We start from the raw sequence: 12,988 nt of genomic DNA, 5'->3' as shown, positions 1-12,988 counted from the left end.
TTAATTCCTCCTTAAAAAATCCATGTTTCTTTTATATGCGCATAAATGTTTTGTAGTAATTCCTCAGGCGAATCACCTTCAACAATATCACCATTCACTAAAGCGTACAACCCGGCTGAACATATACCACAATGTGTTAGACATCCATATTCTAACACGTCAACATCTGGGTCGTTTTCAAGTTGATTAAAAACATAATCTCCACCTTTAGCCATGTTAGAGATACAAAATTCTACAATCGGATTCATACTTCACCTTCTTATTTCATTTGTTTCAATATTATAGCATTTTACTTCACGTAATTTAACATGATGTGCTCAATTAAATTGATTGTTTCATCTTAACTCAAAGTTTTAAACTTAACTTACAGTATTAAGTACAAATATATATTTGTAGTCATTTTCAAAAAAATATATAATAAGTATATAAATACATATTTACTTTTTTTAGGGGTTAATGATAAATCAAAGGCTTTCATAACTATGTTGTTGCACTTTGATCTTTTCAAAATTAAAGTAAATATTAACATATAAAAGGGGTACTTCATTATGAAAAATTTAGTTTTGCTAGGCGGCGGATATGGTAATATGCGTATTATGTCACGTATTTTAACATCATCTTTACCACAAAATTATACAGTTACATTAGTTGATCGAATGCCATTTCATGGATTAAAACCTGAATTTTATGCATTAGCTGCTGGTACAAAATCCGATAAAGATGTTCGTATGAAATTTCCTAATCACCCACAAGTGAATACGGTATATGGTGAAATTAACGACATTGATTTGGATGCTCAAATTGTCTCAGTTGGTAATTCTAAAATTGATTATGATGAATTAATAATTGGTTTAGGATGTGAAGATAAATATCATAATGTTCCTGGTGCAGAAGCATATACACATAGTATTCAAACATTATCAAAGGCTCGTGATACATTTCATAGTATTAGTGAGTTACCTGAAGGTGCTAAAGTTGGTATCGTTGGTGCGGGGTTAAGTGGAATCGAACTTGCAAGTGAGTTGAGAGAAAGTCGTTCAGATTTGGAAATTTACCTTTACGATCGCGGACCAAGAATTTTAAGAAATTTTCCAGAAAAATTAAGTAAGTACGTCGCAAAATGGTTTGCTAAAAATAATGTAACCGTTGTACCGAATTCAAATATTAATAAAGTTGAACCGGGTAAAATTTACAATTGTGATGAACCAAAAGATATTGATTTAGTTGTTTGGACTGCTGGTATTCAACCTGTTGAAGTTGTTCGTAACTTGCCAATTGATATTAATAGTAATGGTCGTGTTATCGTCAATCAATATCACCAAGTTCCTACATATCGAAATGTTTATGTTGTGGGTGATTGCGCGGACTTACCACATGCACCAAGTGCACAATTAGCTGAAGTTCAAGGCGATCAAATTGCTGATGTGCTTAAGAAGCAATGGCAAAATGAACCATTGCCTGATAAAATGCCAGAATTAAAAGTACAAGGTATCGTTGGTTCATTAGGTGATAAGCAAGGCTTTGCATACATTATGGATCGTACTGTTACAGGTCGACTTGCTTCAATCTTAAAGTCTGGCGTGCTTTGGTTATATAAATATCATAACGGCTAAAATATAAAATTCATTAAAAATGCAATGTCAGTTTTTCTATTCCGACATTGCATTTTTTATTTTTGCATAAACTATTAATTTATATAATGACTTTCAATAAATCTTGTTATTTGCTTCGTTTGAATATAACCATCCACAACATATTCATCGTTCATTGTAATTAATGGATAAAATAGCTCATTCTGTTCTATCCTTTCAATAAATTGTATATCGTGATCAGTTAAATTATCGTTATTTTTGTTAATATCAATATACGTATATTTAAATGTTATATTAGGATACTTCCTTTTTAATAATGGTTGTAACCAATCGTATATATCTTTCGACGTTGGTGCATTCACACAACTTGCACATATAACGTCAGCCCCATAAACTACCACACTAACGTGTTCCATTTATTTATCCCCCATTGGTTTGATAGATTTTTAATTCACTATCTATTATAATATACTAATAAAGATTATCAAATTCATCTCTCGAAAGGAGACTTGCCTGATGCCTACTGAGGATACAACAATGTTTGATCAAGTAGCAGAAGTAATCGAACGTCTTCGTCCATTTTTATTACGTGATGGTGGCGACTGCTCATTGATTGACGTAGAAGATGGTATTGTTAAATTACAATTACATGGCGCATGTGGTACATGCCCAAGTTCTACTATTACACTTAAAGCTGGAATTGAACGTGCATTACACGAAGAAGTTCCTGGAGTAATTGAAGTAGAACAAGTATTCTAATATAGAGATAACACTTTAAAGAAACATATTATGAATATCAATAAAGACAGGAATAACGATTTGATTGGAATCAGTTATCTCCTGTCTTTCTTTTTGTGATATAAATTATAAGCTAACTAATAATTAGGTAGGAAGTAAATACTTCTGCTTTTTTCGTTCTCTTGTAAATAAGACTAATGGATAAGTTTTTAACTTTTCATAAATTCAATTTGATGATTTTTAAACATAAAAATAGCACATACACTCTAGACGGATAAATAGTCTATCATCGAGTTATGTGCTATTTGTATTTTATTCTTTTGGTTTGTCTACTTCAGGTTGTGGTTCACCTTTCATATGTTTCGCAATTTGCTCATCCATATAAACCCAACCTTTCCAACCAATGTGTACTGCATCGCTGATAACGTATTTTTCATAATCTTTATCAGTCATATCGTAAATCTTACCACCATTATCTACAACAGTAGAATGGATTTTTTTGTAAACTGCTTGACGACGTTCTTGGTCAATACCGATATGATCATACCAAACACCATTTGATGGGATACTTACATATTGAACATCTGCACCAGCAGCACGCATTGTTTTGACTAGTAATTCTAAATCTTGGAACTCTGGAGAATTAACATTAAACTCATAGTCACGTCTAACTTTACGTTTACTTTCTTGAATTAATTTCCAGTATTGATCTCTAATACCGAATTTATTTGTAGTAGTATCAGCTTTACCAATTTCTACTGCTTTTTGTTTCATCTCATCCCATGAAGCATCTGGCTTTGTAGCAGGTTTCACATGTTCTAATGGAGATTTATCCATTGCAAACAATGACTTAATTGCTTCAATTTTAATCAATTGATTTTCTTTAAAAGCAGAGATGTAATTATCTTTAGTTTCTTTAGGGTCTTTGGCATAAGACTTCAAGTAACCTTTGTTGTGAACATGCGGGAATTGTAATAAACGTTGTGCATAACGTCTTTTTAATTCTGTTGGCATATTCTTCTGCTGGAACATTTGATTAATTTGAGTTTGAGACATACGAGCATCAAAGTTTTGATTTGTTAAACCATGGTTTGTAAACCACTGTGGTGAAATAATAAACGTTAATTTCTTACCTTTTAATTTATCATACTGTGATGCAAGCTCAACTGCATTAATTAAATCTGTAGAACCACCAGCACCTAATAAAAATGCTTTTTTGTTCGAATTATGTTTATTTAATGCAATTGCTGGGTTAAATGGGTCATCTTTACCTAATTCACTAGAGCCGTATATAGGATAATACTTATTTGATTCATATAACTTATTTTGAATGAGTGTGCCTTTTAGTACTTGATCTGTCAATGACGTTCTATTATCATCTACAGTTTTTTCAGTTACAAGACCTGTAAACCATCTTGCTGGCAATAATAGAAAGACAATGAATACTGCTCCACTAATTAAAATGGGTAAAAAAGGTTTTAATTTCATCGTAACTCTTCTAATGCTTCAACGATTTTATTTGGTGTTGCCCACTCATCTCTATCAAAGTCCATTATAGATACTTCGATATCAAGTTTATTTTGAATCTCTAATAATAATCCAACTGTTTGGAAAGAATCAATAATACCTTCTTCAAAGATTTCTACGTCTGGATTTTCTTTTACAATATCATTTTCTGCTACTTCTGCTAATAAATTTAATACTTGTTCTCTAAATTCCATAATTAATTTCTCCTTTATTATATAAGTTTACCTGAGAAGATTAAAAAGCCAAATGTTATAAAATGGAATGTAATCACAATGCTAAGCGCGTTTGTGAAACCATTTTGCCAACGTGGCGGATGTTTCTTGCGCCAACGTTCATAAAAGCCATAACCTATAAATAATGCTGCATGGTATAAACCATAGACAATGTAATACACTTCAATACCATGCCAAATTCCCATTATGAAGAAGTTGATTAAAAATGCCACATTAGACATTGCGAATTGACTCTTCAATAATTTCTTACGAGACATGTAGAATAAAGATCTCATGTAAATACAATCTCTGAACCAGAATGATAATGTCATATGCCATCTATTCCAGAAATCTTTAATGTTTTTAGCTTTGAAAGGTTTATCAAAGTTTGGTGGTGTCTTAATACCGAATAAATAACTAAATGCAATTGCAAATAAACTGTAACCTGCAAAATCAAAGAATAAATATAAGCTGTATGCATACATATATAGCCACATATGTGTGAAGCCATGTAAATCTAATTGTAATGGCATAATTGCATATGTGTTAATAAAGTAAGCAATGATATATTTATACAAGAAACCAAGCATAATCATATGAATTGCTTTAAGTACTAATTCACGGTATTCATTACCAGTTGGTACTTTTTTATCATCTTTAACAAAACGTTTGTAACGATCGATAGGCCCTGATGAAATCGTCGGGAAGAATGAAATGAATTGAATCAATTTCCATACTTTGATTTCTTTAATAGAACCATCACGGATTTCCATAATTAGTTGCACACTTTTGAAAGTAACATACGAAATACCAAGGAATCCTACGAATTCGATTAATTTACTTTCATGGAAATGAATTTGATGTCCACCTAACCATGTGCTTTGTAAAACTTTAACTAATGCTAATGGCAATATTGATAAAACCATTACAATAACAAATTTTGAAAATGAGTTATTTTTCGGTCTTGAATGATAATAAAACATAATCAACAATACTTGCCATACAATGTAAATAATGAAACTAATTAATTGAACACTTAAATACTTTTGGTCAAACAGATTATGTCTATCTGAAGAAAAGATTAACACAATCATAAATGCTGTCACTAAACCATTATAAATGTAACTTCGCTTACCTAAAAATCCAAGTATAATGACTGGTAATAGTGCAATTAAAGCAATTAAGAAGAATGTAAAATCGCCATATGGAATCATCCGTTGATTACCTCTGCAATTTTCTTACGATCAATTTTACCATTTGAAGTTAATGGTAATTGTTCCATCCATTCAAATTTTCTAGGAATCATATACTCTGGTAAGCGTGATTTTAAATCATGTTTAATATTTTTAGTCATTTCTAAGTTATCAGTAACTTCAGTTGTTGGTACAATTGCTCCGATTAAATGAATTACTTTATCATTTTTGTATACAGGTACAACAATTGCTTCTTTTACAAACTCAGATTGACGTAATTGTGTTTCAATTTCTTCTAATTCCATTCTGTAACCATTTAATTTGATTTGGAAATCAATACGTCCTTGAATGAACCATTGCCCATTTTCAAATTTAGCTTTATCACCTGTATGGTATGTGCGAATACCATTATCAAAGTTGAATACTTCAGCTGTTTTTTGGTCATTTTTTAAGTAACCTAAACTTACGCTTTGACCTTCAATAACAAGTTCACCTTCATCCGTTGTAGATAACCTTGCACCCGGACGTTCTACCCCTACTGGCAATGTCGGATATTGGTCTAAAACTTCTTGAGTAATTTGAATACTTGTTACTGCAACTGTTGCTTCAGTTGGACCATACGTGTTATAAATCGTAGCACTTGGGAAACGACTTACTAACGCTTTAGCAGCTCTGTGAGGTAAAATTTCGCCACAGAAGAAGAATTCATTTAAACTTCCATACTGTTCTTCATTAAGCGTAGGTAACAACAAGCACATTTCCATAAATGATGGTGTTGAAACCCAAATATTTATCGGTGTTGCAGTTAACATTTCATTTAATAATTTCGGTTTATTAATCATGTTTTTATCTACAAGGTTTAATGTACCTCCAGAAGCTAAACATGGATAAATAGCCATTACAGATAAATCGAATGAAAATGGTGCTTGGTTTAGCCATTGTTGTTCATTTCCAGATTTATTTAATTCTAGCATCCAGTCAGTAAATTGAACTAAACTTGCATATTCAATTTGAACGCCTTTTGGTTCACCAGTTGAACCAGATGTAAAGATAGTATATACCGTATCATTATCTTTAATTTGGCTATCGAAAATTACTGGGTCTTGAGATGTTTTAATATCTTCTATTGTAAATACGTCACCTACTACGCTATCAAATGATTCACCTGTTGTATTGAATACAAATTCAGGTTGTACCTTTTCAATAATCATTTTTATACGGTCTTCAGGAATTGAAGTATCAACTGGTACATAACCACATCCCGCTTTAATAGCACCAATCATCCCAACAATCATATATGGTGACATGTGACCGAATAAAATCATCGGCTTTTTACTACCTTGTAATCGATGTGCTAATTTACTAGACTCATCCATTAACTGTTGATAAGTTAATTCATCAGTTGTGTGTCTTACTGCAATACTTTCTGGATTTGCATCCGTAAATGACTGCAGTTTATTAATAATATCTGTCATATTAAGTCTCCCTCATTAGAACTCATTATAAATGAAGTTATTGTGTGTATCGCCACTGCCATAGATTAAATATAAAGTAATAAATATTGCTAAGTACAATATTGTTAATAAATATGGTTTAAATGCTTCTACATATTTATTAGGTGGCTGTTTACTTTTAGATTTCATAATGCACCTCTTAAAATTCTTAATAAAAACGATTTTATAAAGTCCAACAATATAAAATACGTTTAATAATTTGTTTTTTACAATTCATTATATCGATATTCATAATGAAATTCAATTTTAAATTTATAGGTTCAACAAAGTATATGGTTGTTATCAGTCAATAATTGTAAAACGTAAACTTTGTTGAGAACATCATTCATTTTAAAGGTTATTTAAGCATTAGACAATTACAGTCTATATAACAATTTTGTTATATGTGTCACAAATTTAAAACTCACAATCTACACAAGCTAGTTATATGGTGAGTTTATTGTTTATGTTGTTGATATTGGTGAAATAATTCTCACCATTATTTTCATTTTTGAAATGGTATTGGACTGATATTACGCCGGATTTGTAACAATTAATAACGGCGGCATGAAATTAAATTACCACTTAACTAATAAAGTATTAACCAAGCTTTGCCACGAATATAATTATTGTTACAGCATTAATATAATATTAACCGAACATTAATCGGTATCATTACATATGATTATGCTGCGGCATTCATTAATTTTATCATAACCAATACGTTTTAATTAATTGGCGTTCGTGGTGATAAATGATTAAGTACCGCTTTAATATTATCAACGCATAATTGAATCATATTATCACGAGTCATCACAGATGCACTTCCAATGTGTGGTGTTATGATGACATTATCACGACCCATTAATGGATGCAAATGGTTAATAGGTTCGGTTGCTAATACATCTAAACCACAAGCTAATATTTCTTTATTGTCTAATGCTTCTATTAAAGCAGTTTCATCAACAATCAAACCTCTTCCTATGTTAATGAATATTGCATCGTTTTTCATTTGCTTAAATGCATCTGCATTAAATTTATATTTAGTTTCTTTTGTTAGCGGTGCTGTGCATATTATAAAATCACTTTCTGCTAACAGTTTTTCAAAAGAAACATATGTCGCATCATATTGTATCTCTGCATTTTTATTTCTCGAACGGTTATGATATAAGATTTTCGTATTAAATCCTTTTAACCTTTTTGCAAATGCTTTTCCAATATCACCCATTCCAAAAATACCAACATTTGAATTATAAACATCTTTCCCTGACAACAAATAAGGTCCCCAGCTTTGCCATGCATCTGCTTCGATATATTTTTCAGCTTCCACTATACGTCTCGCTGTAGCAAGCATTAACGTGAAACCTAATTCTGCTGTCGTTTCAGTTAATACATCTGGCGTATTGGTAACAATAACATTGTGCGCTGTTGCGCTCTCAACATCAATGTTGTCATAACCCACAGCCATATTTGCAATAACTTTTAACTTAGGCGCCTTTGCTAAAGTTTGTGCGCTAATATGTTCACTTAATGTAATAAAGCAAGCATCTGCATCATGTAGAGCTGTTTCAAATTGTTGTCGTGGCATGGGCACCAAAGATTCATGCCACATTTCAACATTACCTAATTCACATAATTGCTGATAGAATTTATCCGGTACCTTTCTAGAAACAACTATTTTAACCATATTCACTCACCTACTTTGTAACATGATTTTGAATTATTTTTCTAACTCTGCAATTGTTTCATTTAAATCTTTAAATGAATATGTTGGTGGTACATTTTTATTTTGTACATCTTCTAAAGAAGACACGCCTGTTTGTACATGAATCGTATCCATACCAACATTGATACCTGACATAATGTCTGTATCATATAAATCTCCAACCATAGCTACTTCTGATTTATCTAATCCGAGAATCTCTAAAGCTTTAATCATAATAATTGGTTCTGGTTTACCAATAAACTGCGGTTGAATGCCTGTCGAGACACTGACAACGCTAGTTATTGCTCCATTACCAGGTAATAGACCACGTTCTTTTGGTATTGATACATCAGGATTTGTAGAAATAAATGTTGCACCATTTCTTACACCTAACGTTGCAATTGCTAATTTTTCATATGTTACTTTCTCATCAAGACCAATGACTACATAATCAACATGTTCATCATCTTTAATTTCAAGTCCTGCTTCTGTTAAAGCAGTATTCAAACCACTTCCACCTAACATATAAACAGATGCACCGGGTGATTGTTCCGAAATATATTCAGCGGTTGCCAATGCTGACGTCACAACTTCTTCAGGTTTTGCGTCAATATTCATTTCACGCAATTTTTCAGTTACTTGTTCTGGCGTTTTCGTTGAATTATTAGTGACGTATAAATGTGGGATATCTTTGTTATTTAAATAATCAATGAATTGTTTTGCACCATCAATTTCATCTGTTCCCATATACATTGTTCCATCTAAATCGATTAAATAAGCTTTATATTGTTTCATTATTGATTTTCTCCTTTGCCAAAAGCTGTTACTGGTACATTTTCTTGTTGCAAAAATGTAGTTACTTCTAAAATAAATTGTTTATAGTAAGGTAATGCTTCATCAAACATTGGCACTATCGTCTCAATATCTAACGTAGTGTAGTCATAAGTAAATTGTTTACGGATATCGACCGTTTTATTAATCGCTTGTTGCGTTTCTTTAGTAATAACATTTTCTAATTCTAAAATATCTATTACATCTTTGTAGTTTCCGGGATCTCTTAAAATAAACGCATCAATAATCATGTTTCCAATATCTACTGATGATTCAATTAACATTTGGGCAATGCGTTCAAATGCATATTGATTGTTTTTACTTTCCTGATAATCGTCAGTTAATGTTTGTAAATAGGTTAATTTCTGAGTTAGTTTATCTTTGTCTACAAAATACATTCCTTGTCACCTCTTAGCTCTATATTATCATAACTTTGCAGTATACTTCATTTGTCGTTATACTAACTTTACTACTTTTAAAAGGAGCCGCTACAAAATGATAGATATGTATTTATATGATGATAATGAAGAAAGTCAAGTTCAATTTGTCGGTTTTGTCGGCGAACACAGTCGATATGATTTAATGCTAGTTCATACGAATAGACATTATGGCAAAACACTTGTACTCAATATGCAGACAAATAAATTTGGAATCATTGGTACTGATGATTTGAATGAAGAAGGATATATCGCACATATTTTAGGTGTAAGTCATGATGAAGGTGAAGAAATTACTGAGTATTTAAACGAAGTTATACATTAAAATTAAAAACCCCTAACTAGATTAAAAGAACATGGCATCATGGATTGCTCCACTTGTTCAATCTAGTTAAGGGTTTTGTTAATGTTCAGCATCTTGAATAGTTGGTTTAATTTTTACATCTTGAAGTTTATTTTCTTCATCAATAACATCTGGTTGATCATATTCCTCGATTAACTTTTTAACTTCTTGTTTAGATAAATGTCTCAATACAAAATAAGGACAGCCAAAGTTACAATACTCAAAGATATAATCTTGAATATTTGAAAAACGTTTACTCATCTCAGCTTTCTTATTTGAATCTTTATAAAAACCTTTTAATCTCAATTGATCATAGCCATAATCACCAACAATATAATCATATTTATCTAAGATATCTGAATATCTAGCGATAAATTGTTCTTCATTAAAACATTCTCGATAATTTTCAATTAATTCAAAGTAATGTTGATCTACTTTTATCAAATTCTTCACCTATCTATGACAATGAAAGGCTCAGTTTATACTCTATGTGTTACATAAAAATAGAAAATACTTCTATGACACGTTCGATATGTACAAACTAAGCCTTTATGTCCTGTTAATGGTTAAATATTAACTATTTAACTGTGCCTCACCTTGGCGTTGCTTTTCTTTAGCCGCTTCATTTACTTGTTCATCTGCATGATATGAACTACGTACTAAAGGACCAGCTTGGCAATGTTTGAAACCTTTATCCATTGCCACCTTTCTTAATTTACCAAACTCTAAAGGCGTATAATATTTTTGAACTTTTAAATGCTTACGTGATGGTTGTAAATATTGACCAATTGTTAAAATATCAACATCATTCGCACGTAAATCATCCATCGTTTCATAAATTTCTTCTATAGTTTCACCTAAGCCAACCATAATACTTGATTTTGTTGGGATATCTGGTTGTAATTCTTTTGAGCGACGTAAAAACTCTAATGTTCTATCGTAAGTCGCACGTGCACGCACTCTTGGTGTTAATCGACGAACAGTTTCAATATTATGGTTTAAAATGTCGGGTCTAGATGCCATTAAAGTTTCTAATGCATCGTAGTCTCCACCCATATCTGACGGTAAAATTTCAATCGTAGTAAATGGATTTCTTTCTCTAACTTTACGTACTGTCTCAGCATAAACATTAGAACCAGCATCTCTTAAGTCATCACGTGCAACAGCAGTAATAACAACATGCTTCAAGTTCATTAATTCAACTGATTCAGCTACACGTTCAGGCTCATTTAAATCAAGTTCATTAGGTAAACCTGTCTTAACCGCACAAAAACGACAAGCTCTTGTACAAACGGCACCTAAAATCATAAATGTCGCAGTACGACGTGCACCCCAACATTCATGAATATTAGGACATTTAGCTTCTTCACATACAGTATTAAGATTCTTTTCCCTCATCATCTTCTTAAGTCCTGTATAGTTTTCATTGGTATTTAATTTTATCTTTAACCAATCCGGTTTACGTAATATTTCCTCGTTTTTTGTCGCCATAACAACACATACCCTCCTGTTAAGTGTATCTTTAAACATTATATCGAAATTCATGACAAATGAAAATCCAATAATCTTACTTTTTAATATTCCAATAATTTTTCTTTAAAAATGTCTCTTAAAAACTCTGGCATTAAATATTCTTTTGGTAACTCTTTTAATGAAGGGAAATAACGGCCAAATGTGTACATATCGATGGTACCTAAAACATAAAGTTGGTCATCTTCAATTTCTTGCCCATTCATATAATATTTCCCTGTAGAGTTAATGTACCCTAAATTATATAGTATATAGCCCCCAAATATATTGCCTCTAAATCCTAAACCTTGAGCATGTTCATACATATATTCTTGTTTATTACTTTTCTCAATAATTTCTTTTAATTTTAAACCTGAAAGTCTAACTCTCACCATATTAATCGGATGTGGTAACATTTGATGAATGTCATACTCTGTCACTAAATCTTTTTCAATATCGGTTACGAGTAATCCAGCGTTGATAATTGCACATTGAGCATGTGTATACTCACAAACACTTTGCGCTAGTAAATATGCAGCTTCAGTTATATGATTTATACCTCGTTTCAATATGACTGGATGTTCAATAACTGGTGTCGACATTAAAGCTTTCCCGTCTTCATCAAATGATGTTTCAACTTGTGGAAGATCCTCTAAAGGAATGATTGTTGCAGATTTGCTAACCACTTTGTTTTCCTCAATGATTAAATTAACTTCTCCAATATAATTTCCATATTTTCCAGCAGCTGCCATCAGTACCCCATTATTCAACTCTCCATGTTCAAAATAATGATGTGTATGACTGCCGAATATTACATCAATCTCCGGCAATTCTTGACATAACGTCTCATCAAAGAAAATTCCACAATGACTTAATATAATTAACACATCGTATTTGCCACGTTGACGTTCAACTTCTTCTTTTATAGCTTCTAAAGGGTCAGTAACAATCCAATCAAGTGCTCGGTAAAATGGTGTAAATGGTGCTGTTGCTGCGACGAATAAAATTTTTGTATCTGCTATCTCTTTAATATAGGAAGAGACAATATTATTAGGTAAGTGTCCTGATTCATCTATCACATTACTGCATGTCACTTTAAAATTAGCATCATCATATAAATGGTTTAATGCTTCATGAGAAATAGTCATACCTTCATTGTTACCAATAGTTGCCACATCACAATGTGCTTCATTTAATAATGAAACATTCTTTTTACCTACAGTAGCTTCAGTAATAGGAACAGATAAATCTACATGATCGCCTAAATCAACATATAAAGAAGGATGATTGAGTTGTGGCCGGTGTTCTGCCATATATGCTTTAATTCGCTCATATTCATGCAGATGACTATGAATATCGTTCGTATGATAAATTGTTAACTGCATGTTGATGTCCTCCTTTTAAAATG

17 protein-coding genes are annotated in these 12,988 nt (G+C 31.8%); 3 read left to right on the top strand and 14 right to left on the bottom strand.

Translation table 11 applies throughout. From position 1 onward, the window contains the following. Positions 1–11: 11 nt before the first annotated feature. Positions 12–248 carry a YuzB family protein gene (locus SAMSHR1132_RS04155; protein ID WP_001068335.1) on the bottom strand — a complete coding sequence of 79 codons (237 nt, stop codon included), beginning with the start codon at positions 246–248 and terminating at the stop codon, positions 12–14. 300 nt (positions 249–548) lie between these two features. On the opposite strand from SAMSHR1132_RS04155, the gene SAMSHR1132_RS04150 reads away from it, so the two are divergent. Then, complete coding sequence (locus SAMSHR1132_RS04150) at positions 549–1,613, top strand: NAD(P)/FAD-dependent oxidoreductase (protein WP_000794016.1); 1,065 nt, start codon at positions 549–551, stop codon at positions 1,611–1,613. Between the two features lie 74 nt (positions 1,614–1,687). Here the strand turns inward: SAMSHR1132_RS04150 and SAMSHR1132_RS04145 are convergent, their stop codons facing one another. Continuing rightward, the gene (locus SAMSHR1132_RS04145) at positions 1,688–2,008 is read right to left on the bottom strand and encodes a YuzD family protein (protein WP_000401416.1); all 321 of its coding nucleotides are present in this window, start codon (positions 2,006–2,008) and stop codon (positions 1,688–1,690) included. Between the two features lie 100 nt (positions 2,009–2,108). Here SAMSHR1132_RS04145 and SAMSHR1132_RS04140 point away from each other — a divergent pair, with 100 nt between their 5' ends. Next, entirely contained in the window at positions 2,109–2,351 is a 243-nt protein-coding gene (locus SAMSHR1132_RS04140; RefSeq protein ID WP_001141883.1) for a NifU family protein, read from the top strand. A 291-nt stretch (positions 2,352–2,642) separates the two neighbouring features. On the opposite strand, the gene dltD is transcribed toward SAMSHR1132_RS04140, so the two are convergent. From dltD to SAMSHR1132_RS04095, 9 genes are all read right to left on the bottom strand, one after another. Further along, positions 2,643–3,818 carry a D-alanyl-lipoteichoic acid biosynthesis protein DltD gene (gene dltD / locus SAMSHR1132_RS04135; protein ID WP_000769406.1) on the bottom strand — a complete coding sequence of 392 codons (1,176 nt, stop codon included), beginning with the start codon at positions 3,816–3,818 and terminating at the stop codon, positions 2,643–2,645. Next, positions 3,815–4,051 carry a D-alanine--poly(phosphoribitol) ligase subunit 2 gene (dltC, locus tag SAMSHR1132_RS04130; protein WP_000395692.1) on the bottom strand — a complete coding sequence of 79 codons (237 nt, stop codon included), beginning with the start codon at positions 4,049–4,051 and terminating at the stop codon, positions 3,815–3,817. The genes dltD and dltC overlap by 4 nt, the downstream gene beginning before the upstream one ends. Positions 4,052–4,068: 17 nt before the next feature. Continuing rightward, positions 4,069–5,283: a PG:teichoic acid D-alanyltransferase DltB gene (dltB, locus tag SAMSHR1132_RS04125; RefSeq protein WP_000613536.1), complete on the bottom strand. Its 1,215-nt coding sequence runs from the start codon at positions 5,281–5,283 to the stop codon at positions 4,069–4,071. Then, on the bottom strand, positions 5,280–6,737 hold the full coding sequence (dltA, locus tag SAMSHR1132_RS04120; RefSeq protein ID WP_000129663.1) for a D-alanine--poly(phosphoribitol) ligase subunit DltA: 1,458 nt from the start codon (positions 6,735–6,737) through the stop codon (positions 5,280–5,282). Before dltA ends, dltB begins: the two co-directional genes overlap by 4 nt. 15 nt (positions 6,738–6,752) lie before the next feature. Further along, entirely contained in the window at positions 6,753–6,905 is a 153-nt protein-coding gene (locus SAMSHR1132_RS04115) for a teichoic acid D-Ala incorporation-associated protein DltX (protein ID WP_000837751.1), read from the bottom strand. Between the two features lie 34 nt (positions 6,906–6,939). Beyond that, a complete protein-coding gene (locus SAMSHR1132_RS04110; RefSeq protein WP_031788123.1) occupies positions 6,940–7,062 on the bottom strand; it encodes a hypothetical protein in 123 nt (40 codons plus the stop codon). A 420-nt stretch (positions 7,063–7,482) separates the two neighbouring features. After that, positions 7,483–8,442, bottom strand: coding sequence for a 2-hydroxyacid dehydrogenase (locus SAMSHR1132_RS04105; protein WP_000239145.1), 960 nt, complete (start codon positions 8,440–8,442; stop codon positions 7,483–7,485). 33 nt (positions 8,443–8,475) lie between these two features. Further along, complete coding sequence (locus SAMSHR1132_RS04100) at positions 8,476–9,255, bottom strand: TIGR01457 family HAD-type hydrolase (RefSeq protein WP_000816174.1); 780 nt, start codon at positions 9,253–9,255, stop codon at positions 8,476–8,478. Continuing rightward, the gene (locus tag SAMSHR1132_RS04095) at positions 9,255–9,689 is read right to left on the bottom strand and encodes a DUF86 domain-containing protein (protein WP_000273987.1); all 435 of its coding nucleotides are present in this window, start codon (positions 9,687–9,689) and stop codon (positions 9,255–9,257) included. The genes SAMSHR1132_RS04100 and SAMSHR1132_RS04095 overlap by 1 nt, the downstream gene beginning before the upstream one ends. Before the next feature lie 97 nt (positions 9,690–9,786). Here SAMSHR1132_RS04095 and SAMSHR1132_RS04090 point away from each other — a divergent pair, with 97 nt between their 5' ends. After that, on the top strand, positions 9,787–10,053 hold the full coding sequence (locus SAMSHR1132_RS04090; protein WP_000566652.1) for a DUF3055 domain-containing protein: 267 nt from the start codon (positions 9,787–9,789) through the stop codon (positions 10,051–10,053). A 78-nt stretch (positions 10,054–10,131) separates the two neighbouring features. Here SAMSHR1132_RS04090 and SAMSHR1132_RS04085 read toward each other — a convergent pair whose 3' ends face one another. The 3 genes from SAMSHR1132_RS04085 to SAMSHR1132_RS04075 all read right to left on the bottom strand — a co-directional run bounded on the left by SAMSHR1132_RS04085 (position 10,132) and on the right by SAMSHR1132_RS04075 (position 12,965). Further along, positions 10,132–10,515: a YutD family protein gene (locus tag SAMSHR1132_RS04085; protein WP_000598446.1), complete on the bottom strand. Its 384-nt coding sequence runs from the start codon at positions 10,513–10,515 to the stop codon at positions 10,132–10,134. Between the two features lie 129 nt (positions 10,516–10,644). Beyond that, on the bottom strand, positions 10,645–11,562 hold the full coding sequence (gene lipA, locus SAMSHR1132_RS04080; RefSeq protein ID WP_000201875.1) for a lipoyl synthase: 918 nt from the start codon (positions 11,560–11,562) through the stop codon (positions 10,645–10,647). 83 nt (positions 11,563–11,645) lie between these two features. Beyond that, positions 11,646–12,965 (bottom strand): bifunctional metallophosphatase/5'-nucleotidase, encoded by a 1,320-nt coding sequence (locus SAMSHR1132_RS04075; protein ID WP_001177563.1) that lies wholly within the window; start codon positions 12,963–12,965, stop codon positions 11,646–11,648. Between the last annotated feature and the right edge of the window lie 23 nt (positions 12,966–12,988).

The sequence above is a fragment of the Staphylococcus argenteus genome (assembly GCF_000236925.1).
In the GTDB taxonomy this organism is placed as follows: domain Bacteria; phylum Bacillota; class Bacilli; order Staphylococcales; family Staphylococcaceae; genus Staphylococcus; species Staphylococcus argenteus.
The sequence above is the reverse complement of the archived record's forward strand: the minus strand, read 5'-3'. Positions and strand labels throughout refer to the sequence as shown.

Coding starts and splice junctions, on each gene's coding strand:
- dltB (WP_000613536.1), bottom strand. CDS start 5,283: ATGATTCCATATGGCGATTTTACATTCTTCTTAATTGCTTTAATTGCA.
- dltA (WP_000129663.1), bottom strand. CDS start 6,737: ATGACAGATATTATTAATAAACTGCAGTCATTTACGGATGCAAATCCA.
- SAMSHR1132_RS04140 (WP_001141883.1), top strand. CDS start 2,109: ATGCCTACTGAGGATACAACAATGTTTGATCAAGTAGCAGAAGTAATC.
- SAMSHR1132_RS04090 (WP_000566652.1), top strand. CDS start 9,787: ATGATAGATATGTATTTATATGATGATAATGAAGAAAGTCAAGTTCAA.
- SAMSHR1132_RS04100 (WP_000816174.1), bottom strand. CDS start 9,255: ATGAAACAATATAAAGCTTATTTAATCGATTTAGATGGAACAATGTAT.
- SAMSHR1132_RS04145 (WP_000401416.1), bottom strand. CDS start 2,008: ATGGAACACGTTAGTGTGGTAGTTTATGGGGCTGACGTTATATGTGCA.
- SAMSHR1132_RS04155 (WP_001068335.1), bottom strand. CDS start 248: ATGAATCCGATTGTAGAATTTTGTATCTCTAACATGGCTAAAGGTGGA.
- lipA (WP_000201875.1), bottom strand. CDS start 11,562: ATGGCGACAAAAAACGAGGAAATATTACGTAAACCGGATTGGTTAAAG.
- SAMSHR1132_RS04105 (WP_000239145.1), bottom strand. CDS start 8,442: ATGGTTAAAATAGTTGTTTCTAGAAAGGTACCGGATAAATTCTATCAG.
- dltC (WP_000395692.1), bottom strand. CDS start 4,051: ATGGAATTTAGAGAACAAGTATTAAATTTATTAGCAGAAGTAGCAGAA.
- dltD (WP_000769406.1), bottom strand. CDS start 3,818: ATGAAATTAAAACCTTTTTTACCCATTTTAATTAGTGGAGCAGTATTC.
- SAMSHR1132_RS04095 (WP_000273987.1), bottom strand. CDS start 9,689: ATGTATTTTGTAGACAAAGATAAACTAACTCAGAAATTAACCTATTTA.
- SAMSHR1132_RS04115 (WP_000837751.1), bottom strand. CDS start 6,905: ATGAAATCTAAAAGTAAACAGCCACCTAATAAATATGTAGAAGCATTT.
- SAMSHR1132_RS04075 (WP_001177563.1), bottom strand. CDS start 12,965: ATGCAGTTAACAATTTATCATACGAACGATATTCATAGTCATCTGCAT.
- SAMSHR1132_RS04150 (WP_000794016.1), top strand. CDS start 549: ATGAAAAATTTAGTTTTGCTAGGCGGCGGATATGGTAATATGCGTATT.